This window comes from Streptomyces sp. NPDC002817 (assembly GCF_053592055.1).
This window is the reverse complement of record NZ_JBSFUY010000031.1, coordinates 56,526-76,452: the sequence shown is the minus strand read 5'-3', so window position 1 is coordinate 76,452 and position 19,927 is coordinate 56,526. Positions and strand designations below refer to the sequence as shown.

Sequence of the window (19,927 nt, the reverse complement as noted above, 5' to 3'; positions counted from 1 at the left end):
CAGGCGTGATCGATATCAACGAGTCCGTGATGCAGTTCCTTCTGGCGTTCGTCGTCGTCGGCCCGCTCCTAGGCGCCGTCGCCGCTCTCCTGCCGGCCCCGCCGGGACTGAAGGGGAAGTCGCCCGAGCAGGCGGTGCTGCGGCACGGCGTGACCGTGACCGGCGTGATTCTCGTCGCCGCGATCGTCCTCGCGCTCGGCTTCGACCACGACCACCCGTCGAAGATGCAGGCCACGACCGACATCAGCTGGATCCCCGCACTCGACGTGCGGATCCACCTAGGCATCGACGGCATCTCCCTCCCCCTTCTGGTCCTGACCGCGCTGCTGACCTTCCTGTGCGCGCTCTACTCGTACTTCAAAATGCCTGCGGGCCCGACCCCGAAGGCATTCGTCGCGCTGCTGCTCGTCCTCGAGTCCGGCACTCTCACGACCTTCGCCGTCCTCGATCTGCTCCTGTTCTTCCTCGCGTTCGAGATGGTGCTCATCCCGATGTACTTCCTCATCGCCCGCTGGGGCGGCGAGGGCAGGACCCAGGCCTCCTGGCGGTTCATCCTCTACACACTGCTCGGTTCGGTCGTCATGCTGCTCGGCCTGCTCCTGATCGGGATCAAGGCGGGCACATTCGACATGGTGGCACTCGCCACTGACAACGGCCGGTCCCTCACCTCATCCGTGCAGGTCATCGCGGTTCTGGCGATCGGGATCGGGCTCGCGGTGAAGACCCCGATGTGGCCGCTGCACAGCTGGCTGCCCGACGCCCACACCGCCGCGCCGACCGTCGGCTCGGTCCTGCTGGCCGGCGTCATGCTGAAGATGGGTACGTACGGGTTCGTCCGGATCCTCCTCCCCATCGCGCCGGACGGATTCCGCGACTTCGCGCCCTACCTCGCCGCCTTCGCCGTCGTCGGGATCATCTACGGATCCCTGGCCTGCCTCGCCCTCGCCAAGCAGGGCGCGAAGGGCGACCTCAAGCGCCTCATCGCCTACTCCTCCGTCGGCCACATGGGCTTCGTCCTGCTCGGCATCGCCACCATGACCCCGACCGGTGTGAACGGCGCCCTGTTCGCCAACATCGCCCACGGCCTCATCACCGGCCTCCTGTTCTTCCTGGTCGGCGCGCTGAAGGACCGTACGGGCAGCACCGACCTCGACGCCCTCGCCGAGCAGACCGGCGCCGCGCTGTACGGCAAGGCACCGCGCCTCGGCGGCCTGCTCGCGTTCGCCGCGGTCGCCTCCCTCGGCCTGCCGGGACTCGCCGGGTTCTGGGGCGAGATGCTGGCACTGTTCGGCGCGTTCGACCCCGCAGACGGCCTCAGCCGCCCGGCGTTCCTCACGTTCATGGCGATCGCGGCCTTCGGCACCCTCCTCACGGCCGCCTACCTCCTCGTCGTGGTCCGCCGCGTCTGCATGGGCGTCGTGCCGCAGGACGCCCCGAAGCTCGCCGACGTCCACACGTACGAGTTCGCGGCCTGGACACCGCTCGTCGCCCTCACCGTCGTGGCCGGCCTGTGGCCGAAGGTCCTCCTCGGCCTGACCGACCCGGCCGTACAGCAGCTCCTCGCAGGAGGCACCCGATGAGCTCCCTGGCCTCCATGGCCCAGCCGATGGCCGAGAACCTCGTCCAGTCCGTCGACTGGCTCGCCATCGCACCGCCCACCATCGCGGCGGTGGTCGGCCTCGTCGTCCTCGTCGCAGACCTCTTCGTGGGCGACCACAAGAAGGCGCTGCTCGGCTGGCTGTCCGTCGCGGGTCTGGCTGCCTCCACGGCGATGCTGCTGCCCCTCCTGGACGGCGACCGCGCCACCTTCTGCCTGACCGGCACCCCCGACGTCTGCAGCTACACCGCAGACCGCTTCACCCTCGTCCTCCAGCTCCTGGTGCTCGGGGGAGCGTTGCTGACAGCCCTCCTGTCCGTCACCGCCCTCAAGGACGCCGACAAGGGACTCCCCGAAGGCGAGTACTGGTTCCTGCTGCTCTCCTCCGCCGCCGGTGCCGCCCTCCTGCCCGCCTCGCGGGACCTGGCGACCCTGATCGTCGCCCTGGAGGTCGCCTCTCTGCCGGCCTTCGCCCTCGTCGGCCTGCGTCACGGCGACCGCAAGTCCTCCGAAGCGGCCCTGAAGTTCTTCCTGTCCTCGGTCACCGCGACCGCGGTCAGCCTCATGGGGATCAGCTTCGTGTACGCCTCCACAGGCACCCTCTACCTCACCCAGATCGCCGACCGCATCCAGAACGTCGACAGCCAGCTCCACACCCTCGCCCAGGCCGGCGTCGTCCTCACCCTCGTCGGCTTCGCCTTCAAGACGGCCGCCGTCCCCTTCCACTTCTGGGTCCCGGACACCTACGTAGGGGCGCCGCTCCCGATCGCCGCCTACTTGTCGGTCGTCGGCAAGGCGGTCGGCTTCTCCGGCCTGATCCTCGTCACGGTCGTCGCCCTCCCGTCGTACGCCGACGTCTGGGGCCCGGCACTTGCGGCGCTGGCCGCACTCACGATGACCGTGGGCAATGTCGGCGCCCTCCGACAGCAGCCCACGCGCGCGTACAGCGCCGTACGCCTGCTCGCCTGGTCCTCCGTCGGCCAGGCCGGCTACCTCCTCGTGCCGATCGCCGCCGCCGCGTACTCCGACGACGCCGAGCGCTCCATCGGCTCCACCGTCGCCTACGCCCTCATGTACGCCGCCGTGAACCTGGGCGCCTTCGCGGTGGCCGCCCTGGTGGGCCGCACGAGAGCCCTCAACCGTCTCACCGACTACCGCGGCCTGTACGCCTCGAACCCCCTGGCCGCCCTCCTCCTGGCCTTCTTCCTGCTCTGCCTCGCCGGACTGCCGCCGGGCATCATCGGCCTCTTCGCGAAGGTCACCGTCTTCTCCGCGGCCGTCGACGCGGGCCTCGGCTGGCTCGCCGTGGTCATGGCCGCCAACGTCGTGATCGCGCTGTTCTACTACCTCCAGTGGACGGCCCTGCTGTTCCGCACCCCAGAAGGCGAACCCGTACGGCACCGGATCCCGGCCCCGCTCACCGCGGCGATCGCCCTCACAGGCGTCCTCGGAGTCGCCCTGTCGGGCGCGCCCCAGCTGATCCTGCGCTTCACCGACACCGGACTCTTCTGAGCCCACGGCCGGACAACTTCCGAGCCCTCACCCGGACGGCCCACGCCCGCCTCCGCACGCACAAGGGAACTAGCTGCTCTCGCCTGGCGTTGACCAGAACAGGAGGGTCCACTGGTGGTGACACCAGAAGGACCGCAGATCAGCAAGCAAAGGGTTCCCCTGCTGCACGATTTGGAGGGCGTACCGTGCACCGCCGGCACAACGGGCTCAGGACCGCAGTACTCCTCGGGGGACTGTCCGCACTCATCATCGTCATCGGCAGCTTCTTCGGCCGTATGGGGCTCGTGGTCGCGGTCCTGATCGCCCTGGGAACCAACGCGTACGCGTACTGGAACAGCGACAAGCTGGCGCTACGCGCGATGCGCGCCCGCCCGGTCAGCGAGTTCGAAGCCCCTGCGCTCTACCGCATGGTCCGTGAACTCTCCACCCAGGCCCGCCAACCCATGCCGCGCCTGTACATCTCCCCCACGGAAGCCCCGAACGCCTTCGCGACGGGCCGCAACCCGCGCAACGCCGCCGTCTGCTGCACCGAAGGCATCCTGCGCATCCTCGACGAGCGCGAACTGCGCGGTGTCATCGGCCACGAGCTCAGCCATGTCTACAACCGCGACATCCTGATCTCGTCCGTCGCCGGAGCCCTCGCCTCCGTGATCATGTTCCTGGTCAACTTCGCCTGGCTGATCCCCATCGGCCGCTCCAACGACGACGACGGCCCCGGCATCCTCGGCATGCTGCTCATCATGATCCTTGGCCCGCTCGCCGCGACCCTCATCCAACTGGCCGTCAGCCGCTCCCGGGAGTACGAGGCCGACGCGTCCGGCGCCCAGCTGACCGGCGACCCCCTGGCCCTGGCCAGCGCGCTGCACAAGCTCGAGATGGGCACCAAGCAGCTTCCGTTGCCCCCTGAGCCGCGTATCGAGACCGCGAGCCACATGATGATCGCGAACCCCTTCCGTCCGGGCCAGGGATTCTCGAAGATGTTCTCCACGCACCCGCCGATGGCGGACCGCATTGCTCGCCTCGAAAAGATGGCAGGTCGCCACCAGTGAAAACCATCCTGAACGTCATATGGCTCGTCCTGAGCGGCTTCTGGCTGTTCCTCGGCTATCTGCTCGCCGGTGTGCTGCTGTGCATCACGATCATCGGCATCCCCTTTGGCATCGCTGCCTTCCGAATCGGTGTCTACGCCCTGTGGCCCTTCGGGTACACGACGGTCGAACGCCGTGACGCCGGCGCACCCTCCTGTGTCGGCAACGTTCTGTGGCTGGTCCTCGCGGGCTGGTGGCTGGCCCTGGCCCACATCGTCACCGGCATCGCCCTGTGCGTCACGATCATCGGCATCCCGTTCGGCATCGCCAACTTCAAGCTGATCCCGGTCTCGCTGCTTCCGCTGGGCCGCGAGATCGTGCGGACCGACCAGCCGTTCTCCTCGCGCTGGTAGGCCGAGCGCCGGTACGGCGCAGGGTTTTCCACAGCCCGACGGTTGTCCACAGGCCCGCCCGATTGTCAGCGGCGGGCCGCATCATGAACTCATGACCGCGAACGAGCAGTTGCGGGTACAGGGGAATGCCGGGATTCGTAACGCCCGCCCGTGGGCCCGCGCTTCCCCCGAGTCCCATGACCACACCGGCCTTCGTCGTGCGGACATATCCGTCCAGCAGCCCGCTGTGCTCGGCATCCGTATGCACGCGGCCTGACGGGGACTTGGCGTAGACGGGAGCCAAGTGCTGCCTCGGTGAGGACCGCCGCCTCATCCATCGGCGTACGCCGCTTTCACCGCGCCGCCATCCAACGCCGTACGCCGTACGCCCCCACACCCACCACCAGCACACCCGCGCCCACGGCCACCGAAACCCCCGGCAGCGCGAACGCCAGCACCACGCACCCGAGGAGCCCCACCGCCGGCACCACCCGCGCCGTCGGAGCGGAACCGAGCGTCCAGGCCGAGGCGTTGGCCACCGCGTAGTACGCCAGCACACCGAAGGAGGAGAACCCGATCGCGCCCCGCACATCCACCGTGGCGGCAAGAACCGCGACCACCGCGCCCACGGCCAGCTCCGCCCGGTGCGGCACCTGGAAACGCGGATGCACGGCCGCCAGCGCGCCGGGCAGATGACGGTCACGGGCCATGGCCAGCGTCGTCCGAGAGACACCCAGGATCAGGGCGAGCAACGAGCCCAGCGCAGCCACGGCGGCACCCGCCCGCACAACCGGCACCAGCCCCGGCACGCCTGCGGCCCGCACCGCATCGGCCAACGGCGCGCCCGCCTGACCCAGCTCCTCCGCTCCCAGCACGGAAAGGACGGCCACCGCCACACACGCGTACACGCCCAATGCGATGCCCAGAGCCAGCGGGATCGCACGCGGGATGGTGCGCGCGGGGTCCCGTACCTCTTCCCCGAGGGTCGCGATCCTGGCGTACCCGGCGAATGCGAAGAACAACAGACCGGCGGCCTGCAGCACCCCGCCCAGGCCACCTGAGGCCCCGCTGTCCATCCGCCCGGCCTCGGACGTCCCGGATCCCAGACACACGACCACCACGGAGGCGAGGACAGCCAGTACTACTGCCACGATTCCCCGCGTCAGCCAGGCGGACTTCTGGACCCCGCCGTAGTTCACCGCGGTCAGCGCCACTACGGCCGCGACCGCCACGGCGTGCGCCTGCTCCGGCCAGACGTACGCGCCCACGGTGAGCGCCATCGCCGCACAGGAGGCCGTCTTCCCGACCACGAACGACCAGCCCGCCAGATAGCCCCAGAACGGACCGAGCCGCTCGCGCCCGTACACATACGTGCCGCCGGAGGCGGGATAGAGAGCGGCCAGCCGTGCCGACGAGGTGGCGTTGCAGTAGGCGACCACGGCGGCGACCGTGAGCCCGAGCAGCAGCCCGGACCCGGCCGCGCGAGCCGCGGGTGCCAGGGCGGCGAAGATGCCGGCCCCGACCATGGAGCCGAGCCCGATGACCACGGCATCCCCCACGCCCAGGGTGCGTCGCAGCTCGGAGGGGGAACCGGAGGGTGTCATGCGCCGCACCCTACTGATCAGTGCAACCGCCGGGTGCATCCGTGACGTCCTCTTCAGCAACACGGCACGAACAAGTGCCGCCGCCAGGCGATGAACGCACCACGCACAACCCGTGAGCGCACAGTCGGCCGGGACCAGAATCACAGGGCCGGGACAGTGCGGGCACAGCGCGAAAGGGCAGGTTCAGGGCATGAGCATCATCGGTTGGATCATCCTGGGACTTCTGGCCGGGGCCATCGCCAAGTTCCTGCTGCCGGGCCGCGATCCGGGCGGCTTCATCGGTACGACCCTCATCGGCATCACGGGTGCGTTCATCGGCGGCTGGATATCGGCTCGCTGGCTGGACCACCCGGTCACCAAGGACTTCTACGACGGCACCACTTGGGCGGCCGCGATCGGAGGCTCACTCGTCCTCCTGATCGGCTACCGCATCCTGTTCGGCAACTCGCGCAACTGAGCACACCCCCGAACCGCAGCCAGCAGGCGAGAAGGGTGGGCACCGGCCAGGTGCCCACCCTTCCTCGTAGTGCCGCGTACTTCCGCGTGCTTCCTTGCGCGACCGAATCAGGCGTTGCTCACCGGTAGTTCACGAACTGGACGGCGAAGTCGAGGTCCTTGCCCTTCAGCAGGGAGATGATGGCCTGCAGATCGTCACGGCTCTTCGAGCTGACACGCAGCTCGTCGCCCTGGACCTGGGCCTTCACACCCTTCGGACCCTCGTCACGGATGATCTTCGCCACCTTCTTCGCGTTCTCCTGGGAGATGCCCTCCTCGATCGACGCGAAGATCTTGTACTCCTTGCCGGACAGCTGCGGCTCACCGGCGTCCAGCGCCTTCAGCGAGATGCCGCGCTTGATCAGCTTGGACTGGAAGACGTCGAGGACAGCGTTCACCCGGTCCTCGGAGTTCGCCTCCATGAGGATCTTTTCGCCGGACCACGAGATCGAGGCGCCCACGCCCTTGAAGTCGTAGCGCTGGGAGATCTCCTTGGCGGTCTGGTTGAGGGCGTTGTCGACCTCCTGCCGCTCGACCTTCGAGACGATGTCGAAACTGGAGTCGGCCATGTCCTGTGGCTCCTTGTATCGGGGGGCGTATCGGGTGCGTATCGGCGTAGGTGGGGCAGCCGCCGAGCCCGGTACAGTCCCCGGGCCGCATCCGGACAAGCCTAGCCACCCCAGGCCCCCGGAGCGCTGATCAATCGGGTGGCGAAGCACCCCTCCACATCGGGTATTGTTTACGTCGTTGCCACGGAGGACCGCCGAAAGACGGTTCGAAGGGCGGCAAACCCCGGCGGTGTGCCCGAGCGGCCAAAGGGAGCAGACTGTAAATCTGCCGGCTCAGCCTTCCCAGGTTCGAATCCTGGCGCCGCCACATGAAGGTAGACCCCCTCCGAACTGCGGAAACGCGGCGCGGAGGGGGTCTCTTCATGTTCCGGGGCGATCTTTCGAGTCGAGTCGAAACAGGGTGACTTGTCTCACTCTGTGACGCGTGGATCCCGGGGCTGATCAGGGTTTCCGGGCCATACGCGGACCAACTTCGTGGGTCCGGTGCTGCGTTCGGAGTTCGCGGGTCTCGTCATCTGGAGGCAACTGCCTGAGGCCGGCGCATCGATGGCCCTTCGGTCGGCGCCGGCCGCACCTGCTGGGTGGGACGCGAGTGGCTCCGCTGGCCCAGGAAATCGAACACATGATTGAATTCAGTCATGCGACCGTTCCCTGAGGATCTCTCCCAGGCGCAGCAGGAGTGGAGCGCCACCTACCAGCAGCTCGCGGAGCGGCCCGGTCGTACCGAGTTGCGTCGGCGGCTGTACCGGCTGTCGACTCGGCTGTTCTTCCACCCCTATTGGCAGGACCGGCGTCCAGGTCCCGCGGCGTGGTGGGAGCTGCGCAGCCTGGGGTGGCCGGATGGGGACGCGAGTGAGCGGCTCCCTCGATGACGCGCTGGGGTGCGGGGCCGCATGTCCCGGATGATCATGAAGGCGTGTCCGGACCGATTCGAGTGATCGTGCTTCCACCGTCGCCCGCAGGTGGCCGGCGGGTGCGTGTGGACGGCGAGATTCTCGGGTTGGCCCACAGCGTGATCGATGTCGCGGAGTTCCTTCGTCGAGCTGGGTGGGAGATCGACCCGGCGGAGGTGGCGGAGTCGCCGTGGATCGAATGGCGCGGAGCGGGGCCCGAGCGCTGGGGGCCGGAGCTGAGCAGCTGACACGTTGAAGGCGAGGTGCCTTGGAGAGCTATGCGGCCGTTCGGTGCGCAGCGATTCGACGCGCTCTCAGCTTGGGAAGCTCAGCGCATCCAGGGGCTTGCTTCTTGCCTGACCTGCGACGGAGGACCGCAGGCGGCTGGTGGGCGATCAAGGGGTTCCCGCTGTTCCCTGTGGCGCCCATTACCTTCGTTGTAGAGCCCGGTTCGGGCTCGTGGCCCTCGGGGCCGGTATGACTCGTTGCCCCTGTCCTTGATGATCCGGGGGGTGCTGTCGCCGGTCCTGGCGGCACCGGATGGTCGCTGATGGAAGCGTGTCCGCCGACAGGCAGGGCTGCGTAATGTGGCTGCCGATCTCCGGTGCCGGTCGGGCCACCGGCGGTGACTCCGGGGAGGGAAAGCCCGGTGACCAGCAACGACTTCACGTCGATCGATGTGTTCTGCGCCCTGGATGTGGGCAAGTCCGCCCATCACGGCACGGCCCTGCTGGCCGACGGCCGTACGGTCTTCGACAAGCCGCTGCCCAACGGCGAGCCCCAGCTGCGGGAGCTGTTCGCCCGCCTGGGACGGCGGGGGAAAGTCCTGGTCGTGGTCGACCAGCCTGCGTCCGTGGGGACCTTGGCGGTGGCCGTGGCCCGCGCCAGCGGATGCGAGGTGGCCTACCTGCCCGGCCTGTCCATGCGCCGCCTGGCCGACTGCCATCCCGGCACCGGCAAGACCGACGCCCGCGACGCTTACGTCATCGCCGACGCCGCCCGCACCATGCCCCACCTGCTGCACTCCATCGACCCCGCCGAGGGCGTGCGGGCCGAACTGACCATGGTTCTGGGCTATGACGACGACCTCGCCCAGGACGCCACCCGCACCTCCAACCGGCTGCGCGGCCCGCTCACCTCGATCCATCCGGCCCTGGAACGCGTCCTGGGACCGCGGCTGCGTCACCCGGCGGTCCTGGCCCTGCTGCAGACGTTCGGCTCCCCGGCGGCACTGGCTCAGGCCGGCACCGAGGAACTCATCGAGGTCATGACCGACGCCGCCCCACGGATGCGGACCCCGCGGGAGCTGGCCGGACAGATCCATGCCGCCCTGGCCGAGCAGAGCGTCCAGGTCCCCGGCACCGGCTCGGCCGGGGAGATCATCTCCGGTCTGGCCGAGTCTCTCACCGTGCTCCTCAAGCGCCGCGAGATCCTGGAGACCCGCATGACGGCCCTGCTGCAGGCCCACCCTCTCGCGAAGGTCCTGACCTCCATGCCCGGGGTCGCGGTCAGGACCGGTGCCCGCATCCTGGCCGAGGTCGGCGACGCCAGCGCATTCCCCACCGCCGCCCACCTGGCCTCCTACGCGGGACTGACCCCCACCACCCGTCGTTCGGGAACCTCCATCCGCGGCGAAGGACCGCCCCGCGGCGGAAACAAGACCCTCAAACGGGCCCTGTTCCTGGCCTCGTTCGCCTCGCTGAGCAGTCCCGAATCGCGGGCCTACTACGACAAGAAACGGGCGGAAAACAAACGCCACAACGCCGCCCTCATCTGCCTCACCCGCCGCCGCGTCGACGTCCTGCACGCCATGCTCAAGCACCGCACCCCCTACCAACCCGGGCACCAGCAAGCAGCCTGACCAAGCCAGCAGACCTTGACCGAACAGATAGAAGCACCCCCCCACGATCTGGCCGGAGTCATTCGTCGTCGCACCTCTCCAATTCCAGGGCTGCTGAGCCTTCTTCGAGTCCGTTGTTCTCCTCCGAGTGGAGATGAACGCCATCCGGTGTGCCGTCCTGGGCGAGTCCGAGGAGGTGGCCGGCCAGGGTCTTCGGCCCGGCGGCATTGGCCTCGATGGCGGTCTCTCCGCCCAGGTTGCGGACCTCGATGCGCGCGCTTTCCTCCCACGTGAAGACTCGGTTGACCCCCTCGGTCACGGCACGCACGTGAGTGGTCATCGACGGAGCAGCGCTGGGTCAGGGGGCATGCCCAAGGACCGCGTACCCAGGGATCGCCAGGCGCCCGGGGCGAACGCCTTTCTGGAGACGAACGCAGGCCGTTGCGGAGGGCCTTACCTCTGGCGAGCTACTTCCGTCCGGCTGTCCATTTCATGCCGAGCCGATAGGCCCGCGAGATCACGTCGTGGATGGCAGGGCCATCCTGTGGGGTAGACCACCCGGCAGTTCGGCGGGGAACGGGGGAAGCCCGACGGTCCTGGGCGCCCCGCCTCACGTCGCGCACTCGACGTACAACGCATGAGGAATATCGAGGTAGTTGGCCCAGTGCCCCGCGCCGTGCACCGCGACCCCCTCGTCCGAGACCCGCGGCCACACCCAGTCGACGCTGCCGAACCCCGCCTCCCGCAGCGCCTCCTCGTACGTCCGCCGCGACCACCGGTAGGGGAGGAGCGGGAACTCGTCGAAGCCGGGCACCCTCATCACCGCCGGGGCCTCTTCGCCGTCCCGGGTGGCCGGGGCGATGGTGAAATCGATGCCGTAGTGCGTGTACCAGCCGGGCTCGACGGCGACGTCGGGGTTGAGCGTGGCGAAGACGAACCGGCCGCCCTCCGGGCGCAGGGCCCGGCGCGCGGTGCGGCAGAAGCCGGTCAGGGCCTCGCGGGTGGGTGCGTAGCAGAGCACATAGACCGAGGACACCAGGTCGAAGCGGCCGTCGAGCTCGGGATCGGCCGCGGCGGGCGGGTCCGTGGCCGCACGCTCCAGGTACGTGATGTCGAGTCCCGCGGCGGCCGCGCGGCGCCGGGCGAAGTCGAGCATGCCCTCGGCACTGTCGACCCCGGTCACGGCCGAGGCGCCGAGCTCGCGCAGCCGGCGCGTGTAGAGGCCGCTGCCGCAGCCCAGGTCCAGGACGGCCTTGCCCTCGACATCGCCCAGCAACCCGAACAAGGTGTGGGCCTCGACGTACTCGCGCAGCGGCAAAGCCGTGGCCATACGTTCGTACGCCTCGGCGAGTCCGTCGAAATCCGTGCCGTGGTCCTCGTCCATGGGGTCTCCGTAAGTTGTCGGGTGGCCGGGAAGCCGGCTGGATCCGACGTCGTCGCCCGCGCCGCCGAGGGCCCTGGCTGCCACCCGTCTGACACGCACAACACCAGCCCGCGCGGGGCACACTGATCACATGTCCAGCCGCCGTAGGAACTGCCCCGAATGCCGCCGCGAGATCGCCGTCGTCGCCGGTCGCTTCGCGCGACACGACCCGCCCGGCGCCCGCGAGAACGGCGCGCTCACCTCCTGTCCGGGCTCCCGCCGCCAGGCTCAACTGGGCGCCGCCCAGCCGTCGTTGGACGGCTACGTGATCCCCGAGATCCCGGGCCAGATGCCCCTGTTCTGACGGCCGGTTCCCACGACTCCTCTGAGGGACGGTTCTTACGACCCTGCTCGTACATCCATACGAGCCACCAACCCGTCCCCGTCGAACCGGTACACATGCTCGACCGTCCCGTCCGCCCAGTGATCCCCGCCCGCGTCCCGCATCCCCTGCCGCACGCTCGCCACCGCCGACGTGCCGTCCCCGTCGAGCCGCAGCCCTTCCAGCCGTACGAGGGGATGCCCGGCCGCGAACTGCCGCGCCCAGTAGGCCCGTACCGCCGCACGCCCGTGCAACCGGACCCCGTCCAGGACGTTCGGCCAGTCCACGTCCGGGGCCAGACAGTGCGGTACGAAGGCGTCCCGGCCGTCGGTCGAGAAGACCTCGTACATCCGCCGCAGCAGCTCCTCCTGCGCGGCCGGGACCCCCTCCGCGGCCACCCTCAGTTCCCGGCCACGGCCTTCACCGCCACCGACACCGGGGTCGACCCGCCGACCAGCTCCAGGGTCAGACCGGCCGTCGCCGGGGTTTCCAGCAACTCCGCCACCACGGCGGCCACATCGTCGCGTGTGACCGGACCGCGACCCGTGCGCGCCTCGAGCCGTACGAGGCCCGTACCGGCGTCGTTCGTCAGCGAACCGGGGCGCAGGATCGTCCAGTCCAGGGCGTCGAGCCCGCGGACGTGGTCGTCGGCCTCACCCTTGGCGCGCTGATAGACGTCGAAGACGTCGTCGCCCTGGTGGTTCGCGTCGGCGCCCATCGACGACACGACCACATGACGCCGTACGCCGGCCCGGACCGCCGCGTCCGCGAACAGCACCGCCGCACCCTTGTCCACCGTGTCCTTGCGGGCCACGCCGCTGCCCGGGCCCGCGCCCGCCGCGAAGACCGCCGCGTCCGCGCCCTGCAGACGGGCCGCGACCTCCTCGACCGAGGCCGACTCCAGATCCAGGAGCACCGGTTCGGCACCGGCTTCCCGCAGGTCGTCGCCCTGTTCGGCCTTGCGGATGATTCCCGCGACCTCGTTCCCGCGCGCGGCGAGCAGTCGCTCCAGCCGCAGCGCGATCTGACCATGACCACCAGCGATGACAATGCGCATGCCTCGACCGTACGCCGGAACGGTTGTGATTGCCGGGTCCGGTTGTTCGGTGCGGCGCCGTCGTGGCTGGTCGCGCGGTTCCTCGCGCCCCTGGGTGGGTTCGGGCAGCGCCCGCCCCCACCGGGGCCGCACAGGCCGCCGCAGGCACCCACGGGCGCGGGGAACCGCGCGAAACGCCCGCCCGCGCCCGACCTCAACCCGCCCCCGCCTACGGCAACTCCCCCCGCCCCTGCCGCGGCAGCCCCAACTCCACCGCCACCGCCGAGTCGCAGAACTCCCGCACCGCGCTCGTCCGCGCCACCACGCGCCCTCGATGCACGACGATCCGGCTGTACGCCAGTGACAGCGCCCCCGCGAGCCGATCCCCGCGCACCGCCAGCAACTCGGCCGGAAATCCAGCCTCCACGCGCACCTCGGGCAGCCCCAGCACGGCCCGAGCGGAGGTGCTCACCGCGTCGTAGGCGTCCTCGGGGCGCAGGCCGTAGCGCGAGGCCAGCAGATAGGCCGCCTCCAGCGGGTCCCCGCGGCCCACCGGGTTCGACACGTCCCGCAGTGCGCCGCTGCCCGCCGCCACCCGTACCCCGGCCGCCCGCAGCAGCCGTACCGGAGCCGTGCCGCGCCGCTCCACGCTCCCGCAGCCGCCCTGCGGCAGGCACACCACGGTCACCCCGGCCGCGGCGAACTGGTCGGCGGTGCGGGAGGCGATCTCGGAGGGCAGCCGGCCCAGGAAGCCGCACGGGCCGATGGTCACCCCGGGACGCAGTCCGCCGGCCATCGCCGCGAGGCGGGCGAGGCGGGCCGGCTCGGTGCCGTCGGTGTGCAGATCGACGGGGCAGCCCTGCTCGGCGGCGACATCCAGCACCGCCTGCACATACCCCGTCGGATCGGGATCGAGGTCCGGGCAGCCGCCCACCACCGAGGCGCCCATCTTCACCGCGTCCCGCAGCATCGCGAGCCCCTCCGCCCCGGCCACCCCGGTCAGCACCCGAGGCATCGCCACCGCGGTCAGCTCGGTGAGCCCGCGAAGCGAACGCCGCGCCTGCAGTACGGCGGCCAGCGCGCCCAGCCCCTGGACGTCGCCCACGCGCACGTGTGCCCGCAGCGCGGTCGCCCCGTGTCCGAGCTGCAGCAGGGCCGCCTCGGTGACCCGGCGCTGGACGTCCTGGGGGTCGTAGGAGACCGGGCCGCCCTCGTCGGCCGACAGGGCCGTGTCGCCATGGGTGTGCGGCTCGACCGGAGCCGGGAGCAGCAGATAGCCGCTGAGGTCCACTCGAGCACCGCACGCGCGCGTGCCGTCCGCCGCCAGGCTGCCCGCCGTGCCGACCGCCTCGATGCGCCCGCCGCCCAGCCGTACGTCCACGGTCCGGCCGTCGGTCAGCCGTGCCCCGCACAGCAGGAGTGAGGTGGTGTCGGCCGGGCCCGACGGGGACGAGGAGTGGGGCGGCTGCGGCTGGCTGTCGGGCATCGCGCTCCAGGGGCTCAAGGCTCGTGGCTCGGGGCTGCGGACGGGGACGCAAGATCACGCAGAGTGAGTCGAGCCTAGGGCGGTGATCCGCTCGCGGCGGGGAGGAGCGCAATAGTCGTACCGGTGTGGTTCGTCGTACGGGAGAGGCCTCAGGGGCCGGTGGGAGAGCCCCTGGACAAGCCGCTCGACAGGCGGCCGGACGGCCCTCCGGACGGGCCGCGGACGGGCCATGGACGAGGGCCGGAAACGGATTTGGGTGAACGGCGGCCGAGCGTGTAATGTCTTCATCGCTCGCCCCAATAGCTCAGTCGGTAGAGCGTCTCCATGGTAAGGAGAAGGTCTACGGTTCGATTCCGTATTGGGGCTCTGGTGTGAGAGGTTCCCGCCGCAAGGTGGGAACCGATCACATCACAGCGGTGTAGCTCAGTCGGTAGAGCAAGCGGCTCATAATCGCTGTGTCACCGGTTCAAGTCCGGTCACCGCTACTGACAGTAGCCGATTGCGGGGTCGGTCCTTCGATCGGCTACTCTTTCATGCGTTAATCGTCCCATCCGTTCGTCAAGGAGCACTCCTGTGGCTGCCACCGACGTCCGCCCGAAGATCACGCTGGCCTGCGTGGAGTGCAAGGAGCGGAACTACATCACCAAGAAGAACCGGCGTAACAACCCGGACCGACTGGAGATGAAGAAGCACTGCCCGCGTTGCAACGCGCACACCGCGCACCGCGAAACGCGATAAATCAGGCTCGTACGCGAGGCCGTCCCCTGTACTCCAGGGGGCGGCCTCGCGTCGTTTCGTCACTTCAGCGAACGTTCGTTATCGACACCAGGAGGTGCCGAGCCCATGGCGCTCGACCAGTCCTTCGTGGGGCGGAGCTACCCGCCCACCGACCCCTATGAGGTGGGCCGGGAGAAGATCCGCGAGTTCGCGGAGGCCGTGGGGGACGCCAACCCGGCGTACACCGACCCGGACGCCGCCAAGGCGCTCGGCCACCCCGATGTGATCGCCCCGCCGACCTTTGTGTTCGCTATCACGTTCAAGGCCGCCGGACAGGTCGTGGCGGACCCGCAACTGGGTCTGGACTACAGCCGCGTCGTGCACGGCGACCAGAAGTTCGCCTACACCCGCCCGGTCCGCGCCGGTGACCGCCTCTCGGTCACCTCGACCATCGAGGCGATCAAGTCCATGGCGGGCAACGACATCGTGGACATCCGTGGCGAGGTTCACGACGAGGCCGGCGAGCATGTCGTGACGGCCTGGACCAAGCTGGTCGCGCGCGCGGCAGAGGGGGCGTGACGAGGATGACGGCGAAGATCGCATACGACGACGTCGAGGTCGGCACCGAACTGCCCGCCCAGACCTTTTCCGTGAGCCGCGCCACTCTCGTCCAGTACGCGGGCGCCTCCGGTGACTTCAATCCGATCCACTGGAACGAGAAGTTCGCCAAGGAGGTCGGGCTGCCGGACGTCATCGCGCACGGCATGTTCACCATGGCCGAGGCGATCCGCGTGGTGACGGACTGGGTCGGCGACCCGGCCGCCGTCGCCGAGTACGGCGTCCGCTTCACCAAGCCCGTTGTCGTCCCCAACGACGACCAGGGCGCCGTCATCGAGGTCAGCGGCAAGGTCGCGGCCAAGCTCGACGACAACTCGGTCCGCGTGGACCTCACGGCGACCAGCGCCGGGCAGAAGGTGCTGGGGATGTCCCGGGCGGTCGTACGGCTGGCCTGACCTTTGCGTGTTGTAAGGGGCGTTCTCCATGGTGGGACGCCCCTTACGTGCTTTCTTCCGCACCCTCTTGACGTAGTTAGTGATTGAGTACTAACTTACTGGACATGGTCAGGATGAGCGCAGGGGAGAGGCGCGAGAGCGTGATCCACGCGGCGACGATCGAGTTCGCCCGTGGCGGTTACCACGGCACTTCGACCGAGGTGATCGCCAAGCGGGTCGGGGTCTCGCAGCCGTATCTCTTCCGGCTCTTCCCCGGCAAGAAGGCGATCTTCCTGGCGGCCGCCCAGCGGTGCATGGAGGACACGATCCGTACGTTCGCGGAGGCCGCCGAGGGGCTGGAGGGCGAAGACGCCCTGCATTCCATGGCGAACGCGTACACCAAGGTCATCGCGGAGCGGCCGGAGCGGCTGATGATGCAGATGCAGATGTACGTCGCGGTGGCGGCCGCCGAGCAGGAGGGCGACCACGAGTTCGGCACGGAGGTGCGCGAAGGCTGGATGCGGCTGTGGGACACGGTCCACCTGCCGCTGGGCGCCGATGTCGACGACACGACGACCTTCATGGCGTACGGGATGCTCGTCAACTGCCTGGTCGCCATGGGGTTTCCGCCCGGGCACCGGGTGTGGGAAGGGCTTTATCCGTCGGCGCGGACCAAGGGCCGACTGGAGCACTGAGCGGGACGGGCGTCATCGGCGCCCTTTTTCATGAGCGTGAAAGTTAGTAATCAATAACTATCCAGGGAGCTCTGGGGGAGCGATGTCACAGCCAGCCGCACAGAAGACACCACGTGGGGGAGCCGTCTGGGCTCTCGTCATCACCAGCGTCGCCGGGTTCATGGCGGCCCTCGACAACCTCGTAGTCACCACCGCCCTGCCCTCCATCCGCGAGGACCTCGGCGGCGGACTGCACGACCTGGAGTGGACGGTGAGTGCCTACACCCTCACCTTCGCCGTTCTGCTGATGTTCGGCGCGGCCCTGGGCGACCGCTTCGGCCGCCGCCGGCTCTTCCTCGCCGGACTGGTGGTCTTCACCGGGGCGTCCGCCGCGGCGGCGCTGGCCCCCGGCATCGACAGCCTCATCGTGGCCCGCGCGGTCCAGGGTGTGGGCGCGGCCGTCATGATGCCGCTGACCCTCACCCTCCTGACGGCGGCCGTGCCGGCGGCCAAGCGCGGGATGGCGTACGGCATCTGGGGCGCCGTCAACGGACTGGCGGTGGCCTCCGGCCCCCTCATCGGCGGCAGCCTGACCGAGCACATCTCCTGGCAGTGGATCTTCTGGCTGAACGTCCCGCTGGGCGTCGCTCTCCTCCCCCTCGCCCGTCTGCGCCTCGCGGAGTCCTACGGCACCGGCGCGCCCCTCGACATCCCCGGCACCCTCCTCGCCAGCGGCGGCCTCTTCGGCATCGTCTACGGCCTGGTACGCGGTCCCGCGGACGGCTGGACGGACAACCTCGTCCTGACGTCCCTGTTCGCCGGTGCGGCGCTCCTCGTCGGCTTCGTCCTCTACAGCGCCCGTGCCAAGAACCCCATGCTGCCGATGCGGCTGTTCCGCTCCCGGGCCTTCGCCGGCATCAACGCGGCCAGCCTTCTGATGTTCCTCGGCATGTTCGGGTCGATCTTCCTGCTCAGTCAGTACATGCAGGGTGTTCTCGGGTACTCGCCCACCGAGGCGGGGCTGCGGATGCTGCCCTGGACCGGTATGCCGATGCTGGTCGCGCCGATCGCGGGCATCCTCTCCGACCGGATAGGCGGCCGGCCGGTCGTCGCCACCGGCCTCTTCCTCCAGGCGGCAGGACTCGCCTACCTGGCATACGTCATCACGGTGGACGCCTCCTACTCGATCCAGCTGCCCGGCCTGATCATCAGCGGCATCGGCATGGCCCTCTTCTTCGCTCCCGCCTCCAACCTGGTCATGTCCAGCGTCCGAGGGTCCGAACAGGGTGTCGCGTCCGGTGCGAACAACGCTCTTCGCGAGGTCGGTGGTGCCCTCGGTATCGCGATCATGGGGTCGATCTTCTCCGCCCAGGGTGGCTATGAGACGGGCCAGACCTTCGTGGACGGCCTGCGGCCCGCGCTGGTGACGGGGGCGGCGGTGGTGGGGCTCGCGGGTGTCGCGGCTCTGCTGATCCCGTCGAGGCGGTCCGTGCGGGTTGCGGCGGGTACGCCGACGGAGGAGCGGGCGCCGGTGCTGGAGAGCGTCGCCGGCTGACCTCCCCCCCCCCACGAGACGGCTCTGCCCTGCGGGGCGGGGCCGTCTCGCGTGTGGCCCGTCGCTGTGGCGTGCGTCCGAGGTCTTTCGCCCCCGCCGCCCTTACCCGTTCCCATCCCCAGGGGCGCTGCCCCTTCGACCCCGGTTCCTGGGGGCTGCGCCCCAGACCCCCGTCGGCCCCTGAAGGGCCTCGTCCTCAAACGCCGGACGGGCTGAAAGATGCCAGCAGGTATTGGGAGGCGGAGCCGCCTGCGGGTGGGGGATTGGGATGGTGAGTCCTTGTCCGCGGACGCCGGGGGGGGGACGAAAGGCACGGATGGGTGGGGGATCAGGCGGCAGGGCCTCGTCCTCGAACGTCGGACGGGCTGCAAGATGGCGAGCCCTGTCCCCTGACACCGGAGCGGCCGGCCCGTAGAGCCGTCTCCTGAGGCCCCAGGCGGGGCACCACCCGCACCGGCGCAACGGTGAGCAGGGGACGGGACGTACCGGGGGTGTCCGCCCGCGGCGTCGGGCGACCGACCAACCGCACTGCCCCGGCACACAGCACCGCCCGACCGAGGACGGACACCCCCGGTGCGGCGCCGACCCCGACGGTGAGTAGTGCGCGACGCACGCCCCCACCGAACCGCGACGGGCCGCCGCAGGCATCCCCCCACTCGCCGTCAGAGGCGTCTCGTACTCTTGAGCCCGTGCAGGAACGACACCACGCCCCCCTCGCCCCGCTGACCACCTTCCGCCTGGGCGGTCCCGCCGCCCGGCTGATCACGGCGACCACCGACGCCGAGGTGATCGCGGCCGTGCGCGAGGCCGACGACAGCGGTACGCCGCTTCTGCTCATCGGCGGCGGATCGAACCTCGTCATCGGCGACAAGGGCTTCGACGGCACCGCCCTGGTCATCGCGACCAAGGGCTTCGAGCTCACCGGCACCCGTCTCGAACTCGCCGCCGGCGAGGTCTGGACCGAGGCCGTCGCCCGCACCGTGGAGGCAGGACTCGCCGGCATCGAGTGCCTCGCCGGCATCCCCGGCTCCGCGGGCGCGACCCCCATCCAGAACGTCGGTGCCTACGGCCAGGAGGTCTCCGCCACGATCACCGAGGTGATCGCCTACGACCGCCGGACCCGCGAAGCGGTCACCGTCAGCAACGCCGACTGCGGCTTCTCCTACCGCCACAGCCGCTTCAAGGCCGACCCCGAGCGATACGTCGTCCTGCGCGTCGCCTTCGAGCTCGAGGACGCCGACGGGCTCTCGGCGCCGATCAAGTACGCCGAGACCGCCCGCGCCCTCGGCGTGGAACCCGGCGACCGCGTCCCCCTCGCCGCCGCCCGGGAGACCGTACTGAAGCTGCGCGCGGGCAAGGGCATGGTGCTGGACCCGGAGGACCACGACACCTGGTCGGCGGGCTCCTTCTTCACCAACCCGATCCTCACCGACGAGCAGTTCACCGCGTTCCACGCGCGCGTGAGGACCCACCTCGGCGACACCGCCGAACCGCCCGCCTACCCGGCCGGGGAGGGGCACACCAAGACCTCCGCGGCCTGGCTCATCGACAAGGCGGGCTTCACCAAGGGCTACGGCACCGGCCCCGCCCGCATCTCCACGAAGCACACCCTCGCCCTCACCAACCGCGGTGAGGCCACCACGGAGGACCTCCTCACCCTGGCCCGCGAGGTCGTCGCCGGCGTCCACGAGACCTTCGGCATCACGCTGGTCAACGAGCCGGTGACGGTCGGCGTCAGCCTGTAGTAGGTCCGCCCCTCCGGGAATCTCCGTTGCGGAGCACCCCGCCCACC

The 19,927-nt window shown here is 69.8% G+C and carries 23 protein-coding genes and 3 tRNA genes; 19 read left to right on the top strand and 7 right to left on the bottom strand.

Annotated features, from left to right (window positions below; translation table 11 throughout):
• Positions 1-5 precede the first annotated feature (5 nt).
• The 5 genes from ACWD3I_RS38835 (at position 6) to ACWD3I_RS38815 (ending at position 4,806) form a co-directional block, all read left to right on the top strand.
• Complete coding sequence (locus ACWD3I_RS38835; protein ID WP_365412130.1) at positions 6-1,580, top strand: NADH-quinone oxidoreductase subunit M; 1,575 nt, start codon at positions 6-8, stop codon at positions 1,578-1,580.
• A 5-nt stretch (positions 1,581-1,585) separates the two neighbouring features.
• On the top strand, positions 1,586-3,109 hold the full coding sequence (locus ACWD3I_RS38830) for an NADH-quinone oxidoreductase subunit N (RefSeq protein ID WP_451084302.1): 1,524 nt from the start codon (positions 1,586-1,588) through the stop codon (positions 3,107-3,109).
• 185 nt (positions 3,110-3,294) lie between these two features.
• Complete coding sequence (gene htpX, locus ACWD3I_RS38825; RefSeq protein WP_365412124.1) at positions 3,295-4,158, top strand: zinc metalloprotease HtpX; 864 nt, start codon at positions 3,295-3,297, stop codon at positions 4,156-4,158.
• Positions 4,155-4,550 (top strand): YccF domain-containing protein, encoded by a 396-nt coding sequence (locus ACWD3I_RS38820; protein WP_365412121.1) that lies wholly within the window; start codon positions 4,155-4,157, stop codon positions 4,548-4,550. Before htpX ends, ACWD3I_RS38820 begins: the two co-directional genes overlap by 4 nt.
• A 91-nt stretch (positions 4,551-4,641) precedes the next feature.
• Positions 4,642-4,806 carry a hypothetical protein gene (locus ACWD3I_RS38815; RefSeq protein WP_365412118.1) on the top strand — a complete coding sequence of 55 codons (165 nt, stop codon included), beginning with the start codon at positions 4,642-4,644 and terminating at the stop codon, positions 4,804-4,806.
• A 76-nt stretch (positions 4,807-4,882) separates the two neighbouring features.
• Here ACWD3I_RS38815 and ACWD3I_RS38810 read toward each other — a convergent pair whose 3' ends face one another.
• The gene (locus ACWD3I_RS38810) at positions 4,883-6,133 is read right to left on the bottom strand and encodes an APC family permease (RefSeq protein WP_365412115.1); all 1,251 of its coding nucleotides are present in this window, start codon (positions 6,131-6,133) and stop codon (positions 4,883-4,885) included.
• A 190-nt stretch (positions 6,134-6,323) separates the two neighbouring features.
• Here ACWD3I_RS38810 and ACWD3I_RS38805 point away from each other — a divergent pair, with 190 nt between their 5' ends.
• Entirely contained in the window at positions 6,324-6,590 is a 267-nt protein-coding gene (locus tag ACWD3I_RS38805) for a GlsB/YeaQ/YmgE family stress response membrane protein (RefSeq protein ID WP_365412112.1), read from the top strand.
• 118 nt (positions 6,591-6,708) lie between these two features.
• On the opposite strand, the gene ACWD3I_RS38800 is transcribed toward ACWD3I_RS38805, so the two are convergent.
• Positions 6,709-7,197, bottom strand: a complete 489-nt coding sequence (locus tag ACWD3I_RS38800; RefSeq protein WP_307027136.1) for a YajQ family cyclic di-GMP-binding protein — start codon at positions 7,195-7,197, stop codon at positions 6,709-6,711.
• A 225-nt stretch (positions 7,198-7,422) separates the two neighbouring features.
• On the opposite strand from ACWD3I_RS38800, the gene ACWD3I_RS38795 reads away from it, so the two are divergent.
• The 4 genes from ACWD3I_RS38795 (at position 7,423) to ACWD3I_RS38780 (ending at position 9,951) form a co-directional block, all read left to right on the top strand.
• Positions 7,423-7,504: transfer RNA gene (locus ACWD3I_RS38795), tRNA-Tyr, on the top strand.
• Between the two features lie 331 nt (positions 7,505-7,835).
• Complete coding sequence (locus ACWD3I_RS38790) at positions 7,836-8,069, top strand: hypothetical protein (protein ID WP_365412108.1); 234 nt, start codon at positions 7,836-7,838, stop codon at positions 8,067-8,069.
• Positions 8,070-8,113: 44 nt separating this feature from the next.
• Positions 8,114-8,338 carry a hypothetical protein gene (locus ACWD3I_RS38785; RefSeq protein WP_365412105.1) on the top strand — a complete coding sequence of 75 codons (225 nt, stop codon included), beginning with the start codon at positions 8,114-8,116 and terminating at the stop codon, positions 8,336-8,338.
• A gap of 401 nt (positions 8,339-8,739) precedes the next feature.
• Positions 8,740-9,951: an IS110 family transposase gene (locus ACWD3I_RS38780; protein WP_451084299.1), complete on the top strand. Its 1,212-nt coding sequence runs from the start codon at positions 8,740-8,742 to the stop codon at positions 9,949-9,951.
• A 58-nt stretch (positions 9,952-10,009) separates the two neighbouring features.
• On the opposite strand, the gene ACWD3I_RS38775 is transcribed toward ACWD3I_RS38780, so the two are convergent.
• Both ACWD3I_RS38775 and ACWD3I_RS38770 read right to left on the bottom strand, forming a co-directional pair.
• The gene (locus ACWD3I_RS38775) at positions 10,010-10,249 is read right to left on the bottom strand and encodes an Imm32 family immunity protein (protein ID WP_365409080.1); all 240 of its coding nucleotides are present in this window, start codon (positions 10,247-10,249) and stop codon (positions 10,010-10,012) included.
• 291 nt (positions 10,250-10,540) lie between these two features.
• Positions 10,541-11,314 carry a class I SAM-dependent methyltransferase gene (locus ACWD3I_RS38770; RefSeq protein WP_365409083.1) on the bottom strand — a complete coding sequence of 258 codons (774 nt, stop codon included), beginning with the start codon at positions 11,312-11,314 and terminating at the stop codon, positions 10,541-10,543.
• A 130-nt stretch (positions 11,315-11,444) separates the two neighbouring features.
• On the opposite strand from ACWD3I_RS38770, the gene ACWD3I_RS38765 reads away from it, so the two are divergent.
• Positions 11,445-11,657 (top strand): hypothetical protein, encoded by a 213-nt coding sequence (locus ACWD3I_RS38765; protein WP_365409086.1) that lies wholly within the window; start codon positions 11,445-11,447, stop codon positions 11,655-11,657.
• Between the two features lie 35 nt (positions 11,658-11,692).
• Here ACWD3I_RS38765 and ACWD3I_RS38760 read toward each other — a convergent pair whose 3' ends face one another.
• The 3 genes from ACWD3I_RS38760 to ACWD3I_RS38750 all read right to left on the bottom strand — a co-directional run bounded on the left by ACWD3I_RS38760 (position 11,693) and on the right by ACWD3I_RS38750 (position 14,197).
• Positions 11,693-12,073, bottom strand: coding sequence for a nuclear transport factor 2 family protein (locus tag ACWD3I_RS38760; protein ID WP_365409089.1), 381 nt, complete (start codon positions 12,071-12,073; stop codon positions 11,693-11,695).
• A 2-nt stretch (positions 12,074-12,075) separates the two neighbouring features.
• Complete coding sequence (locus ACWD3I_RS38755) at positions 12,076-12,732, bottom strand: SDR family oxidoreductase (protein WP_365409092.1); 657 nt, start codon at positions 12,730-12,732, stop codon at positions 12,076-12,078.
• Positions 12,733-12,940: 208 nt separating this feature from the next.
• Positions 12,941-14,197 (bottom strand): amidohydrolase family protein, encoded by a 1,257-nt coding sequence (locus ACWD3I_RS38750; protein WP_365409095.1) that lies wholly within the window; start codon positions 14,195-14,197, stop codon positions 12,941-12,943.
• A gap of 293 nt (positions 14,198-14,490) precedes the next feature.
• Between ACWD3I_RS38750 and ACWD3I_RS38745 the strand changes: the two genes are divergently transcribed.
• From ACWD3I_RS38745 to ACWD3I_RS38710, 8 genes are all read left to right on the top strand, one after another.
• Positions 14,491-14,563, top strand: a tRNA-Thr gene (locus tag ACWD3I_RS38745).
• 46 nt (positions 14,564-14,609) lie between these two features.
• Positions 14,610-14,682: transfer RNA gene (locus ACWD3I_RS38740), tRNA-Met, on the top strand.
• 88 nt (positions 14,683-14,770) lie between these two features.
• Positions 14,771-14,935 carry a 50S ribosomal protein L33 gene (rpmG, locus tag ACWD3I_RS38735; protein WP_003948671.1) on the top strand — a complete coding sequence of 55 codons (165 nt, stop codon included), beginning with the start codon at positions 14,771-14,773 and terminating at the stop codon, positions 14,933-14,935.
• Positions 14,936-15,040: 105 nt separating this feature from the next.
• Positions 15,041-15,493 carry a MaoC family dehydratase N-terminal domain-containing protein gene (locus ACWD3I_RS38730; RefSeq protein WP_046262533.1) on the top strand — a complete coding sequence of 151 codons (453 nt, stop codon included), beginning with the start codon at positions 15,041-15,043 and terminating at the stop codon, positions 15,491-15,493.
• Between the two features lie 5 nt (positions 15,494-15,498).
• The gene (locus ACWD3I_RS38725; RefSeq protein WP_365409100.1) at positions 15,499-15,927 is read left to right on the top strand and encodes a MaoC family dehydratase; all 429 of its coding nucleotides are present in this window, start codon (positions 15,499-15,501) and stop codon (positions 15,925-15,927) included.
• Positions 15,928-16,031: 104 nt separating this feature from the next.
• Positions 16,032-16,601 carry a TetR/AcrR family transcriptional regulator gene (locus tag ACWD3I_RS38720; protein WP_365409103.1) on the top strand — a complete coding sequence of 190 codons (570 nt, stop codon included), beginning with the start codon at positions 16,032-16,034 and terminating at the stop codon, positions 16,599-16,601.
• A gap of 82 nt (positions 16,602-16,683) precedes the next feature.
• The gene (locus ACWD3I_RS38715; RefSeq protein ID WP_365409106.1) at positions 16,684-18,135 is read left to right on the top strand and encodes a DHA2 family efflux MFS transporter permease subunit; all 1,452 of its coding nucleotides are present in this window, start codon (positions 16,684-16,686) and stop codon (positions 18,133-18,135) included.
• 593 nt (positions 18,136-18,728) lie between these two features.
• Complete coding sequence (locus ACWD3I_RS38710) at positions 18,729-19,880, top strand: UDP-N-acetylmuramate dehydrogenase (protein WP_365409109.1); 1,152 nt, start codon at positions 18,729-18,731, stop codon at positions 19,878-19,880.
• The last annotated feature ends 47 nt before the right edge of the window (positions 19,881-19,927 follow it).